At 71.1% G+C, this 19,775-nt stretch carries 17 protein-coding genes; 5 read left to right on the plus strand and 12 right to left on the minus strand.

Annotated features, from left to right (window positions below):
- Positions 1–228: 228 nt before the first annotated feature.
- On the minus strand, positions 229–2,109 hold the full coding sequence (locus tag IM778_RS12460) for a phosphoenolpyruvate carboxykinase (GTP) (RefSeq protein ID WP_194409190.1): 1,881 nt from the start codon (positions 2,107–2,109) through the stop codon (positions 229–231).
- A gap of 122 nt (positions 2,110–2,231) precedes the next feature.
- Between IM778_RS12460 and IM778_RS12465 the strand changes: the two genes are divergently transcribed.
- Positions 2,232–3,668 carry an XRE family transcriptional regulator gene (locus IM778_RS12465; RefSeq protein ID WP_194409191.1) on the plus strand — a complete coding sequence of 479 codons (1,437 nt, stop codon included), beginning with the start codon at positions 2,232–2,234 and terminating at the stop codon, positions 3,666–3,668.
- A gap of 277 nt (positions 3,669–3,945) precedes the next feature.
- Here IM778_RS12465 and IM778_RS12470 read toward each other — a convergent pair whose 3' ends face one another.
- Positions 3,946–5,025: a winged helix DNA-binding domain-containing protein gene (locus tag IM778_RS12470; protein WP_194409192.1), complete on the minus strand. Its 1,080-nt coding sequence runs from the start codon at positions 5,023–5,025 to the stop codon at positions 3,946–3,948.
- Positions 5,026–5,222: 197 nt separating this feature from the next.
- Between IM778_RS12470 and IM778_RS17780 the strand changes: the two genes are divergently transcribed.
- Entirely contained in the window at positions 5,223–6,302 is a 1,080-nt protein-coding gene (locus IM778_RS17780) for a phosphotransferase family protein (RefSeq protein ID WP_228484531.1), read from the plus strand.
- Here the strand turns inward: IM778_RS17780 and IM778_RS12480 are convergent.
- From IM778_RS12480 to IM778_RS12490, 3 genes are all read right to left on the minus strand, one after another.
- A complete protein-coding gene (locus IM778_RS12480) occupies positions 6,266–6,778 on the minus strand; it encodes a DUF1990 family protein (RefSeq protein ID WP_228484532.1) in 513 nt (170 codons plus the stop codon). The genes IM778_RS17780 and IM778_RS12480 overlap by 37 nt on opposite strands.
- A 70-nt stretch (positions 6,779–6,848) precedes the next feature.
- Positions 6,849–8,360: an NAD-dependent succinate-semialdehyde dehydrogenase gene (locus IM778_RS12485; RefSeq protein WP_228484533.1), complete on the minus strand. Its 1,512-nt coding sequence runs from the start codon at positions 8,358–8,360 to the stop codon at positions 6,849–6,851.
- Between the two features lie 196 nt (positions 8,361–8,556).
- Positions 8,557–10,521, minus strand: coding sequence for an FAD-dependent monooxygenase (locus IM778_RS12490; RefSeq protein WP_194409194.1), 1,965 nt, complete (start codon positions 10,519–10,521; stop codon positions 8,557–8,559).
- A 133-nt stretch (positions 10,522–10,654) separates the two neighbouring features.
- Here IM778_RS12490 and IM778_RS12495 point away from each other — a divergent pair, with 133 nt between their 5' ends.
- The gene (locus IM778_RS12495) at positions 10,655–11,365 is read left to right on the plus strand and encodes an IclR family transcriptional regulator (protein WP_194411868.1); all 711 of its coding nucleotides are present in this window, start codon (positions 10,655–10,657) and stop codon (positions 11,363–11,365) included.
- Positions 11,366–11,486: 121 nt separating this feature from the next.
- On the opposite strand, the gene IM778_RS12500 is transcribed toward IM778_RS12495, so the two are convergent.
- Entirely contained in the window at positions 11,487–11,783 is a 297-nt protein-coding gene (locus tag IM778_RS12500; protein ID WP_194409195.1) for a hypothetical protein, read from the minus strand.
- A gap of 219 nt (positions 11,784–12,002) precedes the next feature.
- Between IM778_RS12500 and IM778_RS12505 the strand changes: the two genes are divergently transcribed.
- On the plus strand, positions 12,003–13,655 hold the full coding sequence (locus IM778_RS12505) for a thiamine pyrophosphate-binding protein (protein WP_194411869.1): 1,653 nt from the start codon (positions 12,003–12,005) through the stop codon (positions 13,653–13,655).
- Positions 13,656–14,240: 585 nt separating this feature from the next.
- Here IM778_RS12505 and IM778_RS12510 read toward each other — a convergent pair.
- The 6 genes from IM778_RS12510 to paaA all read right to left on the minus strand — a co-directional run bounded on the left by IM778_RS12510 (position 14,241) and on the right by paaA (position 18,951).
- The gene (locus IM778_RS12510) at positions 14,241–15,002 is read right to left on the minus strand and encodes an enoyl-CoA hydratase/isomerase family protein (RefSeq protein ID WP_194409196.1); all 762 of its coding nucleotides are present in this window, start codon (positions 15,000–15,002) and stop codon (positions 14,241–14,243) included.
- Between the two features lie 15 nt (positions 15,003–15,017).
- Entirely contained in the window at positions 15,018–16,193 is a 1,176-nt protein-coding gene (gene paaE / locus IM778_RS12515; RefSeq protein WP_228484534.1) for a 1,2-phenylacetyl-CoA epoxidase subunit PaaE, read from the minus strand.
- Positions 16,193–16,702, minus strand: a complete 510-nt coding sequence (gene paaD, locus IM778_RS12520) for a 1,2-phenylacetyl-CoA epoxidase subunit PaaD (RefSeq protein ID WP_194409198.1) — start codon at positions 16,700–16,702, stop codon at positions 16,193–16,195. The genes paaE and paaD overlap by 1 nt, the downstream gene beginning before the upstream one ends.
- A 116-nt stretch (positions 16,703–16,818) precedes the next feature.
- Positions 16,819–17,661 (minus strand): 1,2-phenylacetyl-CoA epoxidase subunit PaaC, encoded by an 843-nt coding sequence (paaC, locus tag IM778_RS12525; RefSeq protein WP_194409199.1) that lies wholly within the window; start codon positions 17,659–17,661, stop codon positions 16,819–16,821.
- Positions 17,662–17,668: 7 nt separating this feature from the next.
- A complete protein-coding gene (gene paaB / locus IM778_RS12530) occupies positions 17,669–17,983 on the minus strand; it encodes a 1,2-phenylacetyl-CoA epoxidase subunit PaaB (protein WP_194409200.1) in 315 nt (104 codons plus the stop codon).
- The gene (paaA, locus tag IM778_RS12535) at positions 17,980–18,951 is read right to left on the minus strand and encodes a 1,2-phenylacetyl-CoA epoxidase subunit PaaA (RefSeq protein ID WP_194409201.1); all 972 of its coding nucleotides are present in this window, start codon (positions 18,949–18,951) and stop codon (positions 17,980–17,982) included. The genes paaB and paaA overlap by 4 nt, the downstream gene beginning before the upstream one ends.
- Positions 18,952–19,004: 53 nt before the next feature.
- Here paaA and IM778_RS12540 point away from each other — a divergent pair, with 53 nt between their 5' ends.
- A complete protein-coding gene (locus IM778_RS12540) occupies positions 19,005–19,649 on the plus strand; it encodes a TetR/AcrR family transcriptional regulator (RefSeq protein WP_194409202.1) in 645 nt (214 codons plus the stop codon).
- Positions 19,650–19,775 lie beyond the last annotated feature (126 nt).

Here is a 19,775-nt window from a genome sequence, read left to right on the forward strand (position 1 = left end):
CTCGATCCAGATGTTCGACCAGGTGCCTGCGGTCAACGTCGCGGCCGCGGGTCGCGTCGATGCGATCCCACTCACAGCGGAGGACAGGCCTCGTCGCGTGATGCATCTGCGTCTCTGCCCGCATGCAGCGGCGGCACGCGAAGGCGTCGCAGAATGCCGGCGCCCGGCCCTTCTGCCAAGAAGAAGGCCGGGCGCCGGATCGGCAGGCTCGGAGATCCCGAGCCCGGGTCAGGAACGCTGCAGCCGGTAGCGCAGCGCGGCGAGCTCGGCCCACAGTGGGGCGGGCACGCGGCCGTCGAAGGTGCGGTAGAACTCCTCGGTGAGGTCGGCCTCGCGCATCCAGAGCTCGGGGTCGACCGCGAACAGCTCGTCGAGGTCTTCCTGGGTGACGTCGAGGCCGGTGAGGTCGAGGTCCGAGGTCTGCGGCAGACGTCCGATCGGGCTGTCGACGGCGGGCACCTCGCCCTCGATGCGGCGGATGATCCAGTCGATCACGCGCGAGTTGTCGCCGAAGCCCGGCCACAGGAAGCGGCCGTCGGAGCCCTTGCGGAACCAGTTCACCTGGAACACGCGCGGCGCGCGGTCGAAGCGCAGCTTCTGCCCGACCTTGAGCCAGTGCGCGAAGTAGTCGGCCATGTTGTAGCCGCAGAACGGCAGCATCGCGAACGGGTCGCGGCGCAGCTCGCCGACGGTTCCCTCGGCGGCGGCGGTCCGCTCCGACGACACGTTCGAGCCCATGAACACGCCGTGGGTCCAGTCGGTCGCCTCGACGACGAGGGGCACGTTCGTGGCACGGCGCCCGCCGAACAGGATCGCGTCGAGCGGCACGCCCTGCGGGGCATCCCAGTCCTCCGCGATCTGCGGGCACTGGGCGGCGGCGACGGTGAAGCGCGAGTTCGGGTGTGCGGCGGGACGACCGGATGCCGGAGTCCAGGGCTTGCCCTCCCAGTCGATGAGCTCCGCCGGCGGTTCGTCGGTGAGTCCCTCCCACCACACGTCGCCGTCGGGGCGCAGCGCGACGTTCGTGAAGATCGTGTTGCCCCACAGCGTCTCGACCGCGGTGACGTTGGTCGACTCACCGGTCCCCGGGGCGACCCCGAAGAAGCCGGCCTCGGGATTGATGGCCCACAGACGCCCGTCCTCGCCGGGACGCAGCCACGCGATGTCGTCGCCGAGGGTCTCGACGCGCCAGCCCGGGATCGTCGGGCGCAGCATCGCGAGGTTCGTCTTGCCGCACGCCGAGGGGAACGCGGCCGCGAGGTGGTAGGCGCGGCCGGCGGGGTCGATGACGCGGATGAGCAGCATGTGCTCGGCCAGCCATCCCTCGTCGCGGCCGATGACCGAGGCGATGCGCAGCGCGAAGCACTTCTTCGCGAGGATCGCATTGCCGCCGTAGCCCGAACCGTACGACCAGACCTCGAGCGTCTCGGGGAAGTGGACGATGTACTTCTCGTCGTTGCACGGCCACGGCACGTCCTGCTCGCCGGGCTGCAGCGGTGCTCCCACGGAGTGCACCGTCTTCACCCACGGCGCTCCGCCGGCGATCTCGCGCACGACCTCGGTGCCCACGCGCGTCATGATCCCGATCGACGTGACGGCGTACGCGCTGTCGGTCACCTGCACGCCGATGTGCGACAGCGGGCCGCCGACGGCGCCCATCGAGAACGGCACGACGTACATCGTGCGACCCCTCATCGAGCCGTCGAACAGCGGCGTGATGGTGGCACGGATCTCGGCGGGAGCGACCCAGTTGTTCGTGGGGCCCGCGTCCTCCTCGCGCTCGGAGGCGATGAACGTGCGACCCTCCGTGCGTGCCACGTCGCTGGGGTGCGAGCGGGCGAGGTACGAGCCGGGCCGCCACTCCGGATTGAGCTTGATGAGCTTGCCCTCGTCGACCATCTCGCGCAGCAGCGCATCGTTCTCGGCGCGCGAGCCGTCGACCCAGTGGATGCGGTCGGGCTTGGTGAGCGCCGCGATCTCATCGACCCATGCCATCAGGTCGGCCATGCCTTCGCCCTGGATCGCCGGCACCGCGCCGTACGTCCGCGTAGCCGCGGGGCGGGTGGGCGCGGAGCCATCGGTCCGGGTGAAGATGTCGGCAAGAGCCATGTGTCGCTCCCCTTCGATTCGACGTGCAGATTCGTGCTCTGCATCTACTTTCGCGCGATTCGGATGCCTCTTCGCGGCGTAACTGCTGTCAAGAGTTGCGATTCTTTCGCTACGATCAAGGAATGGCTCCCACCTCGCTCGAACTGTCGACACTGGGTCACCGCATCCGTCATCAGCGTCTCGCCCACGGCTACACGCTCGACGAGCTCGGCGCCCTGGTCGGCGTCGCGGGCAGCCAGCTCAGCCTCATCGAGAACGGCAAGCGCGAGCCGAAGCTCTCGCTCCTGCAGGCGATCGCCTCGGCGACGGGCGCCGAGGTCGCCGACCTGCTCTCGGCCGAGCCGCCGAATCGGCGCGCCGCCCTCGAGATCGAGCTCGAGCGCGCACAGTCCGGCTCGGTGTTCCGCCAGCTCGGCATCGCGCCGGTCAAGGTCACCAAGGGCATGAGCGACGAGACGATCGAGTCGATCCTGGGCCTGCACCGCGAGCTGCAGCGCCGCGAGCGCGAAGCGATCGCGACGCCCGAAGAGGCGCGCCGCGCCAACACCGAGCTGCGACTGAAGATGCGCGAGCTCGACAACTACCTCCCCGACATCGAGAAGCTCGCCGAGAAGCAGCTCAAGGCGGCAGGGCACGTGTCGGGAGCGCTGACGCACCGCACGGTGAGCATCATGGCCGAGAAGCTCGGCTTCGAGCTGATCTATGTCAACGACCTCCCGCACTCCACACGGTCGGTCACCGACCTGGAGAACGGCCGGATCTATCTGCCTCCGGCGTCCATCCCCGGCGGGCACGGCCTGCGATCGATGGCCCTGCAGGCCATGGCGCATCGGCTCCTCGGCCACAAGCGCCCCACCGACTACGCCGACTTCCTGCAGCAGCGCCTCGAGATCAACTACTACGCCGCGTGCTGTCTCATGCCCGAGACGGCGTCCGTGACATTCCTGCAGCAGGCGAAGAAGGACCGGAATCTCGCGGTCGAGGACTTCCGCGACGCGTTCGGCGTCACGCACGAGGCGGCCGGCATGCGCCTGACCAACCTCGCGACCAGGCATCTCGGCATCCGTCTGCACTTCCTCCGGGTCGACGGGTCGGGCGCGATCACGCGCGTCTACGAGAACGACGACCTGCCGCTGCCGATGGATGTGACCGGAGCCGTCGACGGCCAGATCGCGTGCCGCAAGTTCTCGGCGCGGTCGGCCTTCTCGGAGCAGAACCGCACCACCGAGCACTACCAGTACACCGACACCCCCGCGGGCACGTACTGGTGCTCGACGCAGACCGGCACCACGTCGGCCGGCGAGTTCTCGATCACCGTCGGGGTGCCGTTCGACGACGCGCGGTGGTTCCGCGGACGCGAGACCCAGGAGCGCGCGACGTCGACGTGCCCCGACGAGTCGTGCTGCCGCCGCCCGCCCGCCGACGTCGCCGAGCGTTGGTCGGGCAAGGCGTGGCCCAGCGCGCGTGTGCACATGCAGATGTTCTCGCCACTCCCCCGTGGCGCCTTCCCCGGCGTCGACGACAACGAGGTCTACGACTTCCTCGACCGCCACGCCTGAGTTCGCCGGTTCGTCGGACTGCGTTTCGTCTCGCTTCGCTCGCTCAACGGCCGGGGCCGGTCTCGGGTCGGGGCGCGTTTCGTCTCGCTTCGCTCGCTCAACGACCGGGGAGCAGTCTCGGGTCGGGGCGCGTTTCGTCTCGCGTGCTCGCTCAACGACCGGGGAGCAGTGGCTCCTGGCGCGGGGCGCGTTTCGTCTCGCTTCGCTCGCTCAACGACCGGGGCGCAGCGGCTCCCGGTCGTTGAGCGAGGGAGCGCAGCGACCGAGACGAAACGCGTCAGGCGGTGATGAAGCGCTTGTAGCGGTCGAGGGCGGCGGCGATCTCGGCGTCGGTCGCGGCGCCCGGTGCGAAGAGCTCGGGCACCGGATCGTCGCCGTGCCGTCCGACCGCGACCGAGTGGGTCCAGACGCCGACGATCTCGCCGCGTGCGACCAGGATCGGCCGGACGATTCCGTTCATGCTCGGACCGATGGCCTTCAGGAACTCCGGCGCGCACGGCACCGTACGGTCGGCATACGAGAGGTAGTACTCCTCGAACGGCGGCAGCGCGATCACCGACGGCACCGACGCGACCGGCTGGGGCGCCGGCCCTGCCGCGACGTACATCGGCTCGGGCTCCTCGCGGACCACGATGAGGCGATCGGCGGCCCTCTCGGCGGCCGAACGCGACACTCCGAGCGGCAGTCCCGTCCACCACGCGAAGTCGCGCGCACCGGCGGGGCCGTGCGACTGGACGAACCGCGCGAAGAACTCGGCGAGCGGATCGGCCGGCGTGACCGGCTCGCGGATCCACTCGTCGGCGAGCACGATGAACTGCTCGCGGGTCGGACCGCCCTCCCGCGCCACGACCGGCCCCTGACACACGACGGCCCGCAGCGACAGCGCGACCAGCAGGTGGTATCCGCGTTGCTTCGCCGTGGACACCCCGGCCAGCTCGAGGACCTCGAACAGCTCCTTGCGGGTGAGCCGGTTGCCGCCGGCGAGCGCGCTGCGCACCGCCGCCTCGGCGCGGTCGACCTCGGCGTCGTCGATGCCTTCGCCGCGGTGCACTGCGGCCGCCTGGCGGCGCTGACGGTCGGCGGTGATCGACAGCACCCACGCCAGATCCTCGGCGGGGATCAGGTGGATCGTTCCGCGCATCGTCCACGACCGCACGATCTCGCCCCGGTCGAACGCCGCGTCGACGTCGCGGACGGTCGGGGTGTCGACGGTTCGGGATGCTACGGCCCACCGTCCGCCCCAGAACTCCTGCGCCTGCGTCGCCAGCATGTGTCGCGCCGCCTCCGCGACGCTGGCCGCCGGCGCGCTCAGCCGATGGGACCGGAGCCGCTCGGTGCGCGTGGCTGAGGCATCCATTCCGCCATCATGCCCGACCCGGCCGACATCGGTCATCGGATTCTGCGGCGCTGCCGGGCGCGGAGGCGGCGGGGGGCGCGTGCGCGACGTCGTCGGCGTCACGGGACCCTTCGATGCGCGGAGCGGATGCCTCGCCCCGCGGCATCCGCGCATCCTCCTGTGGGACGGCTCCCGCGACGGCGCCTGACGCTGCCAGGATGGCCGGTGTGGAAGAGGTCGAGGTCGTCGTCGCACACCGTCAGCGGGCGACGCTGCGGGTCGGTGAGGTGTTCCTGAAGATCGACGCGGAGCCCGCCCACGCCGACGTCGAGGTCCGGGCGATGGCCATGGCGCCGGTGCCGACGCCGCCGATCCTCTGGCGCCGGCCGCCTGTGCTCGCCATCGAAGCAGTGCGCGGCGAGGCGCTCGGCGTTCTCGGTGAGCCGTCGCGCGCGTCGCCCGCAGCGTGGGCCGCGGTCGGCGCCGCCATACGGAGGCTGCACGATGCACCGGTGCCGCGCTGGCCGGGCCGCAACCTCGACGACATCGCGGCGGAGCTCGCCCGCGAGTGCGCGTGGCTGCTCGACAACGGTGTCCTGCCTGCCGAGGTGATCAACCGCAACCGCGAGATCGCCGAGGCGGCGCTGCGCCCGTGGAGGTCGTCGTTCATCCACGGCGACCTGCAGATCAGCCACGTCTTCGTCGACGGCGACGAGGTCACCGGCATCATCGACTGGTCGGAGGCCGCTCCGGGCGACGCGATGTTCGATCTCGTCGACCAGGCCGAGCTGAAGGCACTGGCGCGAGACCTTCCCGCCGAGGAGGCTCACCCACTTGTCTCCCGCGGCCTCCTTCGCCGCCCTCACCGCCGCTGCGATGTCGTCGACGACGAAGGTGTACCTGACGCCATCCCTCACGACCGGCTCCGCCGGGCGATGGGTCATGAGGAGCACCGGCGCCTTGATCATTCCGCCGTACGGCCGCTCGTCGTCTTCGATGGTCTGCGTCCGGTTCGCTCCGCCCACGACGGCACCGATCCGCTCGCAGACGCGGTTCACGACGTCCTCGTCCTGCGGGGCGGAGGGAAAGTCGAACATCCAGTCCACTCCGCCGTCCGCATCGGCCAGGAACCCGTCGAGAGTCACCGTCGCGTGGATGAATACGATGCTCATCGCGCCTCCTCGGCTGGCGGTGAGCCACCCGACTCACCCTTGTCACCGTACGACCACCGACCTCGATCCGGCGAGCAGTGCGGCGCCTGTCAGCGCGGAGCGCGGTGGCGGAGGGCGCGGGTGTAGCGGCGGCGCGCGACGCTCTGCGCCACCAGGAGGACTGGGAAGAGCAGTCGCCAAGGCAGGCTGCTCGCCGGTCGGGTCAGCGAACGGATGGTCAGCAGGATCGTGTCTCGGTCGCGATGCACGATGAACGCCTCTTCGCCGGAGACCGGGTGACCGGCGAGCGTTCGATACGCGAAGCCGACACGGTCTGTCTCGTCCACGACATCGACCACTTCCACGGGTTCTCGGATCGACAGACCGAACGGATGCGCCAGGATGATCGGCCGACTCCCCGGAGTCACTTCCGTGGTCGGCGTGACGGAGAATCCACTGCGGGTCTTGACGCCCCAGCGCAGCACCTCCGCCGCCGCCCAGTGCCACACGTCATCGCCGGCCCCGAGAACAGCGGTCCGTTCCCAGCGCCGGAATCCGCGTCCCTCCTCGCGCCATACCGGGTCGCCGGGATGCGTCATCGACCCCCACTCAGCACCCGTCACGGGTCGATCTTCGCATCCGGTGCATCCCGCAGCCCGAGGCTGAGGGCGCGAAGCGGAGACCGCCTTCTCGTCAGAACGGGTTCGGCGTGAGCGTGTACTTCGTCTGCAGGTACTCGTGGATGCCCTCGGCACCGCCCTCGCGGCCGAGGCCCGACATCTTCCACCCGCCGAACGGGGCGGCGGCGTTGGAGACGACGCCCATGTTGAGGCCCATCATGCCGGTCTCGAGGCGCTCGATCATGCGCTGGCCGCGGGCGAGGTTCTCGGTGAAGACGTACGAGACGAGGCCGTACTCGGTGTCGTTCGCGAGGCGCACGGCGTCGTCCTCGGTGTCGAACGGGATGATGGCGAGCACCGGTCCGAAGATCTCCTCACGGAGGATGTCGGACCCCGGCTGCACGTCGGTCACGACCGTCGGCTCGTAGAACGTGCCCGGCCCCTCGACCGCGTTGCCGCCGGTGGCGACGGACGCACCGCGGGCGACGGCATCCTGCACCAGCGTCGACGCCTTGTCGACGGCGCGGTCGTCGATGAGCGGGCCGATGGTGACGCCCTCTTCGGTCCCCCGGCCGATCTTCATGCCCTTGACCCGTTCGGTCACGCGGCGGGCGAACTCGTCGGCGACCGAGCGGTGCACGATGAACCGGTTCGCCGCCGTGCAGGCCTGGCCGATGTTGCGGAACTTCGCGAGCATCGCGCCGTCGACCGCCTTGTCGAGGTCGGCGTCGTCGAAGACCACGAACGGCGCGTTGCCGCCGAGTTCCATCGAGGTGCGCAGCACGCCCTGCGCGGCCTGCTCGAGCAGCCGCTGCCCGACCTGGGTCGAGCCGGTGAACGACAGCTTGCGCAGGCGCGGGTCGCGGATGATCGGCTCCGACACGGCGCCCGAGGTCGAGGTGGTGAAGACGTTGACGACGCCCTTCGGCAGACCGGCGTCTTCGAGCAGCTTCGCGAAGTACAGGGTGGTCAGCGGCGTCAGCTCGGCGGGCTTGATGACGACGGTGCAGCCCGCGGCGAGCGCCGGCGCGACCTTGCGGGTCGCCATCGCCAGCGGGAAGTTCCACGGCGTGATCAAGAAGCACGGGCCGACCGGGTGCTGCGACACGATCATGCGGCCGGTGCCCTCGGGGTTGGCGCCGTAGCGGCCCTGCACCCGGGCGGTCTCCTCGCTGAACCAGCGCAGGAACTCGCCGCCGTAGGCGACCTCGCCGCGCGCCTCGGCGAGCGGCTTGCCCATCTCGATCGTCATGAGGAGCGCGAACTCCTCCTTGCGCTCCTGCAGCAGGTCGAACGCACGACGCAGGATCTCCGCGCGCTCCCGCGCCGGGGTCGCGGCCCACGCCGGGAAGGCGTCGACGGCGGCGTCGAGGGCGGCCTTGCCGTCTTCGGGCGACGCGTTCGCGATCTCCTTGACGACCTCGCCGTTCGAGGGGTCGTAGACCTTCAGGGTCTTGTCGCCGGCTGCCGCGCGCCATTCCCCGCCGATGAACAGTCCCTCGGGCACGGACGCCAGCAGTTCGGTCTCACGGTTCTCGGTCACGAGGACTCCCTTGTCGGTTCCGGATGCCGCGGCTCGCGGCATCCCGTCAATCGCTGTCTTTCGGCCATTCTGCCGCTCGGTCACGGCATGGTCCCATGTACGCCGCGTACAGCCGGCGTGCGGGGTTCGCCCGGCTGTACCTCCTGCCCACCGGCGAAAACACCAGTCGGTGACGACGACACGCCGATGACGGATGCTGCCACCCGGCGTGTCCCGTGACGGGCTGGTGTTTTCGCACTCACGAGGCTGACGCGGGCCGGCCGGCCACGGCGGCGGTGTGCTGCGGCAGGAACGCCTGCCCCAGGAACGCCGCCAGCTCGTCGGTCGCATCGAGCGGCAGCACTGCGGCGACGTACTGGTCGGGGCGCACCACGACCACGACGCCGCCGCGCGAGAGGCCGCGCTCCTCGAAGATGTCGTCGGTCGTCCAGGCGCTCGGCGCGGCGGCGTAGACCTTCTCCCAGTCGATGAGCCCGAGGGGCCCCGTCTTCGGCAGGAACAGCTCGGGCACCTGCGCGAGGTCGACCTCGTCGTAGGCCTGCTGGTACACCACCTTCACGTCGAACACGGCGTCGACATCGGCGCCCGCCGGGGTGAAGCGCTGCACCGGAGACTCCGGCGACGCCATGAACTCGGCCCAGGACTGGAGAGCGGATGCCGCAGCCGCCGCCGGCACGTCGGCGAAGGCCCCGGCCGCGGTGTCCGCGAAGGCGTAGATGCGCCACCGCCCGTCGGCCTTGGCATGGTGGCCGAGGTGCACGACGTTGCCGTCGCACACCCGCACGACCTCGACCGACTTGAAGCGCTTGCCCACCGGGAAGCCTTCGGCGAGCGCCTGATGACCGGCGGAGTGGGCGGCATCCGCCACGATCATGGACGGCCCGTACTGGGTCATGAAGCCCGATGGGAACTCGGCCGTGCCCAGGTAGAAGGTCGCGAGCTCCTGCGGGTCGCTGATCTCTTCGGGCTTTCGGGCCATGAGCGTCGACCACTCGCGGTCGAAGTCGATGAGCTGCTGCGCGACGGGCTGCCGTTCGGCCGAATACGTCGACAGCAGCGACGCGGGGCTGAGGCCCGTGAGCACGTGGCCGAGCTTCCACCCCAGGTTGAAGCCGTCCTGCATCGAGACGTTCATGCCCTGGCCCGCCTTGGCGCTGTGCGTGTGGCACGCGTCGCCGGCGAGGAAGACACGCGGGTCGTGGCCCTGGTCGACGTCGACGTCGTCGAACTTGTCGGTCACGCGATGCCCGACCTCGTAGACGCTGTGCCACGCGACCTGCTTCACGTCGATCGAGTAGGGGCGCAGGATCTCGTTCGCACGACGGATGATCTCGTCGATCGGGGTCTGCCGCACGCGGTGGTCGTCGTCCTTCGCGACCTCGCCGAGGTCGATGTACATGCGGCTGAGGTAGCCGCCCTCGCGCGGGATGTGCAGGATGTTGCCCGCGGCGGAGTTGATGGCGCACTTGGTGCGCCAGTCCGGGAAGTCGGTGTTGACGAGCACGTCCATGACGCCCCACGCGTGCGAGGCGAACTCGCCGACGTGCTTGCGGCCGATGGCCTCGCGCACGCCACTGCGCGCCCCGTCGCAGCCCGCGACGTACTTCGCGCGCACGGTGCGCTCCTGGCCGGCGCGCTCCCCCGCGGTGTGCCGCACGCGCACCTCGACCGGGTACTCGCCCTCGGGGTGCACGGTGAGACCCGCGAACTCGACGCCGTAGTCGGGCACGATGCGGCCCGGGCCGTGGGCGGCCGCCTCGGCGAAGTAGTCGAGCACGCGCGCCTGGTTGACGATGAGGTGCGGGAACTCGCTGATCTTGAGCGCGTAGTCCTCGGTGCGCGCGGTGCGCACGATGTTGCGGGGGTTCTCGGGGTCGGGCGCCCAGAAGTTCATGTAGGCGATGTTGTACGCCTCGGCGGTGATGCGCTCGGCGAACCCGAACGCCTGGAACGTCTCGACGCTGCGCGGCTGGATGCCGTCCGCCTGGCCGAGGACCAGCCGGCCGTCGCGGCGCTCGATGATGCGCGTGGTGACCCCCGGGAACTGCGACATCTGGGCGGCGAGCAGCATGCCCGCCGGACCCGAGCCGACGATGAGCACGTCCATCTCGTCGGGGAGCTCGGCCGGCCTGTCGATGCCCGTGCCGGCGGCGTCCTGCACGCGCGGGTCGCCCGAGACGTAGCCGTGGTGATGGAACTGCATCGGGGTGTCCTCCTCGGACGACGGTGTCGAGGCTTGTGGCCGGAGGGAGGTGTGTTCTATATTCGAACACACCGTTCTACTATTGAACAGATCTTATATGACCTGCCCCCGACGGGCAAGAGTGCGAGTCGTGATGTCTCCTGCCGCCACCACCGCGCCCGCGTCGCAGACGCTGAGCCGCGGCATCCGGATCCTCGAAGTGCTCGCCGATGCGCGCGGTCCCCTCTCGATCGACGAGATCGCCCGCCGCCTCGACGTGCACCGCTCGGTGGCCTACCGTCTGCTGCGCACCCTCGAGGACCACGGACTCGTCGAACGCGACGCCACCGGTCACCTCGAGCTCGGTGCGCGCCTGGCAGCCCTCGCCGCCGGTGTCGCGCACGATCTGCAGGCCGAGGCCCTGCCCGAGCTGACTGCGGTCGCCGGCGACCTGGGTGCGACGTGCTTCCTCACCGTGCTCGACCACGACGAATGCGTGACCCTGTCGAGCGTCGAGCCGCGGCACGCGGTCAACCCCGTCGCTCAGCGCCCGGGCACGCGGCATCCCATCACGCGCGGCGCCCCCGGCAAGGCGATCCTGTCGCTCGTGCCCGAGTCGTCGTGGCCGGCCGGCGTCTCAGCGGCGCTGGCGGCGGAGGTGCGGGATGCCGGAGCCCGCGGCTTCGCGACCAGCCACGACGAGGTCATCCCGAGCCTGCGCGCCGTCGCCGTGCCGCTCACGGTGCGCGGGCGCGGCCCGGCCGCGATCGCGGTCGTGTTCGTCGCGAGCACGCACAGCGACGACGAGATCGCGGCACGCCTCACCCGGTCGGCCGCGGCGATCCGCGAGGCGCTCGGAGGGTAGGCGGCGTGCCCAGGCCGGGCTCCGGTCGTTGAGCGCCCTTCGATACGCTCCTTCGTCGCTACTCAGGATCCGCGAAGCGAGACGAAACGCCTCGCACCGCCGCAGAACCCGAGCGCCCCGGTCAGTACGCCGTGACGAAGCGGATGTTGTACTCGGCCACGCGCTGCGGCACGCCGGCGAACGCCTCGGCGCGCGCGTCGGAGGCCATGTACGTCTTCTCGGTCGCGAGGAACGCCTCCTCGTCGCCGGGCGTGCTGACCGCCCACACGAACTCGTTCGTCTCGGGCAGACCGTAGGCGAACTCGATCTCGAACCCGGCTGCGGGCCGGACGCGAGGCATCCACTCGCTCCACCACGCGACGAAGGCGTCGTACTCCCCGTCGACGAGCGTGTACCGGCGCAGCTGGATCGTCTTCATGAGTCCTATCCTGGCGCACGTCCTATACTCGACACGTCCGGCGGCATCGACGCCCGCCGGTGCTCGAAAAAAGGGCACGCAGCGCGCACGCGCGAGACACATACGGCGTCCGCCGGATCGAGCCGAGCTCGATCCGGAGTCCCGTTCAGCGCTCGTCGAGAGCGCATCGGGATCAGCATCCGTTCCGTCTCGAAAGGCTTCGCCATGCCCGCCCCTGCCATGACCTCGGTCTCCGCCCACGTCGCGCTGACCCTCGCCCGCCACATCGACCACGTGTTCGGCGTGATGGGAAACGGCAACGCCTACTTCCTCGACGCGCTCGAGCGCTCGACCGACGTGGAGTTCACCGCGGTGCGTCACGAGGCGGGCGGCGTGGTGGCGGCCGACGCGTACCACCGCGCGTCCGGTCGCCTCGCGGCGGCGACCACGACGTACGGCGCCGGGTTCACCAACACGCTGACGGCGCTGGCCGAGGCGGTGCAGGCGCACGTGCCGCTCGTGCTCGTCGTGGGCGACGAGCCGACGTCGGGCCCGCGCCCGTGGGACGTCGACCAGATCGCCCTCGCATCGGCCGTCGGCGCGCGCACCTACACGGTGGGGCGAGCGGATGCCGCGGCCACCACGGTCATCGCCATCGAGCACGCGTTGACCTACCGGGTGCCGACGGTGCTCGCGATCCCCTACGACGTCGCCGCGCGCGATGCCGGACCGGTGCCCGAGGCGCCGGATCCGCGGCTGCCCGCCCCGCTCGTCACTCGCGGACCCTTCACGCAGGCGACCGTGCACGAGATCGGGCAGGCCCTCGCCGGTGCGCGTCGCCCGTTCCTCCTGGCAGGGCGCGGCGCGTGGATCTCGGGCGCGGGCGAGGCGCTGGGCGTTCTCGCCGACGCGACCGGCGCACTCACCGCCTCGACCGCGCTCGGTCGCGGCATCTTCCCCAAGCCCGAGTTCGACCTCGGTGTGACCGGCGGGTTCGGCGCCGAGGGCGCGATGGCGCTCGTGCACGAAGCCGACGTCGCGGTGGTGTTCGGGGCATCCCTCAACCAGTTCACGATGCGGTTCGGCGACCTCTTCGCACCCGGCACCCGCGTGTTCCAGGTGGACGTCGCGCCGACGGCGACCCACCCCCACGTCTCGGGATATGTGCGGGGGGACGCCCGCGCGGTGGCCGAGACGATCGCCCATGAGGTCCACCGCATCGCGGCGGAGCCGAGCGATTGGCGGGAGTCGGTCGATCTCGCCGCGGCACGTCGGCACGACGCCGGCGAGGGTGTCGCCCCGGACGGGCGACTGGATCCGCGATCGGTCGCCGCGCGCATCGGCGAGCTGTTGCCCGAAGACCGCGTGGTCGTGTCGGACGGCGGCCACTTCATCGGGTGGGCGAACATGTTCTGGCCGGTCGCCTCCCCCGACCGCATGATGATGATCGGCACCGCGTTCCAGTCGATCGGTCAGGGCTGGCCGTCGGTTGCGGGCGCCGCACTGGCGAAGCCGTCGTCGACCGTGGTCCTGACGACGGGCGACGGCGGCGGGCTGATGGCCCTCGCCGACCTCGAGACAGCGGTGCGCGTCGCCGGCGGCCGCGGCCTCGCGGTCGTCTGGAACGACGCCGCCTACGGTGCCGAGGTCAACCTCTACGGGCTCAAGGGCCTCGCGAAGGAGCCCATGCTCATCCCCGAGGTCGACTTCGCGGCGCTCGCGGGCGGCGTCGGCGCCGAGGGCGTCGTGGTGCGCCGCATGGACGACCTCGACCGCCTGGCGTCCTGGGCCGCCGAGCCCGAGGCATCCCGCCGCTTCCTCGTGCTCGACTGCCGCATCTCGGGCGCTGTCGTCGCCCCGTACCAGCAGGAGATCATCCGCGTGAACTCGTAGCGCGCGGCTCGCGTTTCGTCTCGCTCCGCTCGCTCAACGACCCGGAACACGCTCGTCGAGCGACCTCCGGCACCGACCCCCGGTCGTTGAGCGAGGGAGCGCAGCGACCGAGACGAAACGCCCCGAGCCTCCGCTCGCTCAACGACCAGGCAACCGCGTTTCGTCTCGCTCCGCTCGCTCAACGACCCGGAACACGCTCGTCGAGCGACCTCCGGCACCGACCCCCGGTCGTTGAGCGAGGGAGCGCAGCGACCGAGACGAAACGCCCCGAGCCTCCGCTCGCTCAACGACCAGGCAACCGCGTTTCGTCTCGCTCCGCTCGCTCAACGACCCGGAACACGCTCGTCGAGCGACCTCCGGCACCGACCCCCGGTCGTTGAGCGAGGGCGCGCAGCGACCGAGACGAAACGCCCCGAGCCTCCGCTCGCTCAACGACCAGGCAACCGCGTTTCGTCTCGCTCCGCTCGCTCAACGACCCGGAACACGCTCGTCGAGCGACCTCCGGCACCGACCCCCGGTCGTTGAGCGAGGGCGCGCAGCGACCGAGACGAAACGCCCCGAGCCCCGTCGCGGCCCGCGTGGACGCTACTCCCCGCGGAACTCGGGCCGCCGCTTCTGCTGGAACGCGGCGAAGCCCTCGCGGTAGTCGGCGGTGGCGCGCAGCGCCTCCTGCCCGCGGGATTCCTCGGTCACGGCATCCCACAGCCGCTCGTCACGCAGCCGCGCGATGAGCCGCTTCGACGCGAGGAACGCGGCGGTGGGGCCGGATGCCGCGACCGCCGCCCGCTCGCGCGTGAACGCGAGCACCTCGTCGGCTGCCAGGGCGCGGCTGAACAGCCCGGCCGCGACCGCCTCGGCTCCTGCCAGCAGGTCGCCGGTGTAGATGAGGTCGAGCGCGCGGTGCGCGCCGAGCCGCTCGTAGAGGAGCGCATGGCCGCCGGAGTCGAGCAGCGCGCCGAGGTTCGCGAACGGCGAGCCGACCTTTGCGGTGTCGGCGACGTACACGACGTCGGTCGCGATCGCGAGACCGAGCCCGACCCCCAGGCACGCCCCGTGTACGGCGGCGAACGTCGGGGCCGGGAACGACGCGATCCGCCGCATCACGCGCTCGACCGCGCCGAGGTATGCGGGAACGTCGTCGGTCTCGGGATCGACCCCCGCGATGTCGCGGCCCGCGCAGAAGGCACGCCCCTCGCCGCGCAGCACGAGGGCGCGGACGCCGGATGCCTCGGCATCGGTGTAGGCAGCATCCAATTCGTCGAGCGCGTCGAGCGAGAGCGCGTTGAGCTTGTCGGGGGCGTTGAGGGTGATCTCGGCGACGGCACCGTCGATGGCGAGGTCGATCACGGGGCTCCTTCGGGTTCAGGCGTCCCAGTCGACGCTGACGGTGTCACTGGTCGGCACGGACTGGCACGTGAGGATGAGCCCGCGCGCCAGCTCGTCGGGCTCGAGGGCATGGTTCTGGGCCATGTCGACCGTGCCCTCGCGCAGGACGGCACGGCAGGTGCCGCACACGCCGCCCGCGCACGCGAACGGCACGTCGCCCCGTGTGCGCAGTGCGGCGGCGAGGATCGTCTCGCCTGCCGACACCGGCGTCGTCACGGTGCCGCTCGTGCCGTCCAGGCGGAACGCGATGGTGCGGACCGGTTCGCCCGGCGCGGCCTCGACCGGCGGGCGCCGCGGACCGGCGTTCTCGTCGGGGCGACCGGTCGAGAACAGCTCGACACGGATCGCGGATGCCTCGACCCCGAGTCGCAGCAGCACCGCACGCGCACGCTCGACCAGCTCGAACGGACCGCACAGGAACCACTCGTCGATCGCATCGGTCGGCACGACGCGGGTCAGCAGCTTCTCGAGCCGCTCCTCATCCAGACGGCCCGAGAAGAGATCGGCCGGCCGCCGCTCACGCGTCAGCACGTGGTGCACGGCGAGCCGGGCGGGGTAGCGGTCCTTCAGGTCGGCGAGGTCGTCGAGGAACATCGCGTCGACGGCCGTGCGGTTCGAGTACACGAGGTCGAAGGTGTCGTCGGGCCGCTCGCCGAGGTGGTGCTCGATGAGGGCCATCACCGGCGTGATGCCCGAGCCCGCGGCGATCGCGGCGAACCGCGCCGGGCGTTCGTAGCGGCCGTGCGGCGTGAAGTGGCCGTCGGGGCTCATCACCTCGAGCACGTCGCCCGGCGCCAGGTGCTCGAGGGCCCACGTCGAGAACGCGCCGCCTCGTTCGCGCTTGATCGCGACGTTGAGGGTCGGAGACGCCGCGCCGGACGAGGGCGCCCGGCAGAGGGAGTAACTGCGGCGCACCTCGTCGCCGTCCAGTGTCATCCGCAGGGCGATGTGCTGACCGGGCCGGTAGTCGAACGCGTCGGCGAGCTCGGGCGGCACCGCGAAGCCCACCTCGATCGCGTCCGCGGTGAGCGGGCGGATCGACTCGACGCGCAGCGGATGGAACACCGCACGACGCCGGCCGGTCGACGTCGTCTCGTCGCCCGGAGCGGAGGCCTGATCCGGTGCACGGACGGCGGTCACGGCATCCGTCATCACAGCTCCTTGAATCGGTCGAACGGCTCGCCGCATGCCTGGCACTGCCACAGCGCCTTGCATGAGGTGGAGCCGTAGCGCGACAGCTCGCGCGTGTGCAGCGACCCGCATTGCGGGCAGCGGATGCCGAGACCGAGCGCGACGTGCCCGTCGGTGCCGCGCGGGCGCGGGGGCGCGATGCCGAACTCCTCGAGCTTGCGGCGGCCCTCGTCGCTCATCCAGTCCGTGGTCCACGCGGGGCTCAGCACGACCTCGACCCGTGCCTCGCGGCCGAGGGCGGCGAGCGCGGTCACGATGTCGGCGCGCAGCGCGTCGATCGCGGGGCACCCCGAGTACGTCGGCGTGATCCGCACCACCGCGACGTCGCCGTCGAGCTCGACGCCGCGCAGCATGCCGAGGTCGGCGATCGTCAGCACCGGCAGCTCGGGGTCGAGGACGCCGGCCGCGGCATCCCACACCTCCGCCAGCTCCGCAGCCGCGGGCCGCGGCCGAGCCTCCCTCTCGAGCATCGCCTCAGGCGTGCCCTGACTCCGCCTCGATTCGGCTGCGCGCCGGCCCGGCCCGCGAGAAACCGACGGCCGGGCGGGCGGGCGCTCGGCTGTGGCGGAGTTGCGGCCCGTCGTGGTCACCATGTCGCCCCCGGGTGTGCACGGGCGAGCGCCTGCATCTCGCCGATGAGCCGGCCGAACTGCTCGGAGTGCCGGCCCAGCCGGCCGCCGCCCTGGGCGAACGGCACGTCGGGCACCGCGAGCCCGGCGTCTTCGAGCACCGCCCCGATCGCCGCGAGCACCTCGTCGCGCAGCGACTCCGGTGCGACCGCGACGCCGTCCGCGGCGAGCGCATCGGCGGCCGCGTCGGGGTCGAACAGCTCACCGACGAACGGCCACAGGTCGGTGAGCGCGCGCGTCATGCGGCGGTGCGACTCGTCGGTGCCGAGACCGAGGCGCAGCGTCCACAGCGTCGCGTGCTCGGCGTGATACGCGACCTCCTTGACCGCCTTGGCAGAGATCGCGGCCAGCTGGGCATCGGATGAGGCTGCGAGCCGCCGGTACAAGGCGCCGAAGTACAGCGACGCGACCAGCTGCCGCAGGATCGTGAAGGCGAAATCGAGCCCGCCCGCGCCGTTCGGCAGCTCGAACAGCCAGCGATTGCGGAACTCCGGCTCGTCGCGGAAGTACGCCAGGTCGTCCTCGGTCTTGCCCCACGCCGAGCCCGCGTACGTCAGCAGCGCCCGCGCGTGGCCGAGCAGGTCGAGCCCGATGTTGCCGAGGGCGACGTCCTCCTCGAGCTCGGGGGCGTTCGAGATCCACTCCCCGAGTCGCTGCGCGAGCATGAGCGCATCGTCGCCGAGGCCGAGCGCGTATCGCGCCACGACGTCGCTCGGCGCGGGCATGGGGGTTCCGGATGCCTCGGCAGCGGCATCCGTCTTCGCATCCGTTTTCTGAAGCAGCGTGAGACGGTCGATCATCGGAGCCTCACAGGTGCGGCACGTCGGCCGAAGCCGTGTACGCGGTCGGGTAGCGGTAGTCCTTGCCCTGCGGCGACTCGAAGAAGGCACCGCGCGCGTCGGGATCGGATGCCGCGATCGCGGCCGACGGCACGACCCAGATCGACACCCCCTCGCCGCGGCGGGTGTAGAGGTCGCGCGCGTTGTGGAGCGCGAGCTGCGCGTCGGGGGCGTGGAGCGAGCCCGCGTGTACATGCGAGAGCCCGCGCGCCGAGCGCACGAACACCTCCCACAGCGGCCACGTCTCGCGCCGCCCGCCGTCGGTCGCACCGGGACCGGTCATGACGCCACCTCCTCGGGGCTCGAGTGCCGCTTCGCGGCGTAGGCGCGGGCGGCCTCGCGCACCCACGCGCCGTCCTCGTGCGCGCGGCGGCGCTTGGCGATGCGGATGCTGTTGGCCTGGCCGCGACCGGCGAGCACCGCGCGGAACTCGTCCCAGTCGAGCTCGCCGTAGTCCCAGTGGCCGCGCTCGTCGTTCCAGCGCAGATCGGGGTCGGGAAGGGTCACCCCGAGGATCTCGGCCTGCGGCACGATCATGTCGACGAAGCGCTGGCGCAGCTCGTCGTTCGAGAAGCGCTTGATGTTCCACGCCATCGACTGGGCCGAGTTGGGCGACGCGTCGTCGGGCGGTCCGAACATCATGAGCGCCGGCGCGTACCAGCGGTCGACCGACTCCTGCGCCATCTCGCGCTGTGCCTCGGTGCCGTTCATGAGCGCGAGGAGGACCTCGAATCCCTGGCGCTGGTGGAACGACTCCTCCTTGCAGATGCGGATCATCGCCCGGGCGTACGGCCCGTACGACGCACGGCACAGCGGCACCTGATTGCAGATCGCCGCGCCGTCGACGAGCCAGCCGATCGAGCCCATGTCGGCCCAGGTCGGTGTGAGGTAGTTGAAGATCGAGGAGTACTTCGCCTTGCCGGTGAGGAGCTGCTCGTACATCTCTTCGCGCGCGGTGCCGAGGGTCTGCGCGGCGGAGTAGAGGTACAGCCCGTGCCCCGCCTCGTCCTGCACCTTGGCCATGAGGATCGCCTTGCGCTTGAGGCTCGGCGCCCGCGTGATCCAGTTGCCCTCGGGCTGCATGCCGATGATCTCGGAGTGCGCGTGCTGCGAGATCTGCCGCACCAGCGTGCGTCGGTAGGCGTCGGGCATCCAATCGGCCGGCTCGATCTTGTCGTCGGCGGCGATGATCTCGTCGAAACGCGCCTGCCCGTCCGCGTCGATGTCGCGGGCGATGGTCGCGGTGCTCATGGCGCCTCCTTGCGCTACTTACCGGTCGTTCAGTAATGCTACTCTTGCGTTCCATGAGCGGCAACACGGCGGCGTCCACGACGGATGCCTCGGCCACGACGTTCCGCAAGGGGAACGGACGCCTCGACCGCGCGCCGTACGACCTCGACACGGTGCTCGACATCGCCGTCGCGACCTTCAACGAGCGCGGGTACGAGGCCACCTCGATCAGCGTCCTCGCCGAGCGCCTCGGCACGAGCAAGTCGGCGCTGTACTACCACGTCAGCGGCAAGGAGGAACTGCTGCGGCGGGCGCTCGATCGCGCGCTGGACGGGCTCGAGGCGGTGGTCGAGGCATCCGGCGCTCTCGAGGGAACGGCCGCCGACCGCCTGGAGTTCGTGCTGCGCGGCGCGGTCAGTGTGCTCGTCGAGGAGCTCCCCTACGTCACCCTGCTGTTGCGCGTGCGCGGCAACACCGTCGTCGAGCGCGACGCGATCCGCCGCCGCCGCGAGTTCGACCACCGCGTCTCGGAGCTCGTCGACGCGGCGCACGCCGAGGGATCTCTTCGCGCCGACCTCGACTCGGGCACGACCTCGCGACTGCTGTTCGGCATGATCAACTCGATCGTCGAGTGGTACCGCCCCGGCGGGCCTATGGATGCCGCGGCCCTCGCCGACGCGACCGTCTCGGTCGCCCTCGACGGCCTCCGCGCCCGCTGACGCTCCCGGCGGTGGGCCGCTCCCCCGCCCGCCGCGTAGTTCCGCTCGGCCCCCCGCGCGCCGGGTGCGAAAACACCGGTCCGTCACCCGACACGCCGGGCCGAGGCATCCGTTACCGGCGTGTCG

Origin of the sequence: Microbacterium cremeum (assembly GCF_015277855.1) — a bacterium.
Classification (GTDB): Bacteria; Actinomycetota; Actinomycetes; order Actinomycetales; family Microbacteriaceae; genus Microbacterium; species Microbacterium cremeum.

Bases quoted from the DNA above. Each gene is read 5' to 3' on its own strand.
- paaD (WP_194409198.1), bottom strand. From the start codon at position 16,702: ATGCTCGAGAGGGAGGCTCGGCCGCGGCCCGCGGCTGCGGAGCTGGCG.
- IM778_RS17780 (WP_228484531.1), top strand. From the start codon at position 5,223: ATGGCCGGTGTGGAAGAGGTCGAGGTCGTCGTCGCACACCGTCAGCGG.
- IM778_RS12540 (WP_194409202.1), top strand. From the start codon at position 19,005: ATGAGCGGCAACACGGCGGCGTCCACGACGGATGCCTCGGCCACGACG.
- IM778_RS12500 (WP_194409195.1), bottom strand. From the start codon at position 11,783: ATGAAGACGATCCAGCTGCGCCGGTACACGCTCGTCGACGGGGAGTAC.
- IM778_RS12470 (WP_194409192.1), bottom strand. From the start codon at position 5,025: ATGGATGCCTCAGCCACGCGCACCGAGCGGCTCCGGTCCCATCGGCTG.
- paaA (WP_194409201.1), bottom strand. From the start codon at position 18,951: ATGAGCACCGCGACCATCGCCCGCGACATCGACGCGGACGGGCAGGCG.
- paaB (WP_194409200.1), bottom strand. From the start codon at position 17,983: ATGACCGGTCCCGGTGCGACCGACGGCGGGCGGCGCGAGACGTGGCCG.
- IM778_RS12465 (WP_194409191.1), top strand. From the start codon at position 2,232: ATGGCTCCCACCTCGCTCGAACTGTCGACACTGGGTCACCGCATCCGT.
- IM778_RS12460 (WP_194409190.1), bottom strand. From the start codon at position 2,109: ATGGCTCTTGCCGACATCTTCACCCGGACCGATGGCTCCGCGCCCACC.
- IM778_RS12485 (WP_228484533.1), bottom strand. From the start codon at position 8,360: ATGCCGCGAGCCGCGGCATCCGGAACCGACAAGGGAGTCCTCGTGACC.
- IM778_RS12495 (WP_194411868.1), top strand. From the start codon at position 10,655: ATGTCTCCTGCCGCCACCACCGCGCCCGCGTCGCAGACGCTGAGCCGC.
- paaE (WP_228484534.1), bottom strand. From the start codon at position 16,193: ATGACGGATGCCGTGACCGCCGTCCGTGCACCGGATCAGGCCTCCGCT.
- paaC (WP_194409199.1), bottom strand. From the start codon at position 17,661: ATGATCGACCGTCTCACGCTGCTTCAGAAAACGGATGCGAAGACGGAT.
- IM778_RS12505 (WP_194411869.1), top strand. From the start codon at position 12,003: ATGACCTCGGTCTCCGCCCACGTCGCGCTGACCCTCGCCCGCCACATC.
- IM778_RS12490 (WP_194409194.1), bottom strand. From the start codon at position 10,521: ATGCAGTTCCATCACCACGGCTACGTCTCGGGCGACCCGCGCGTGCAG.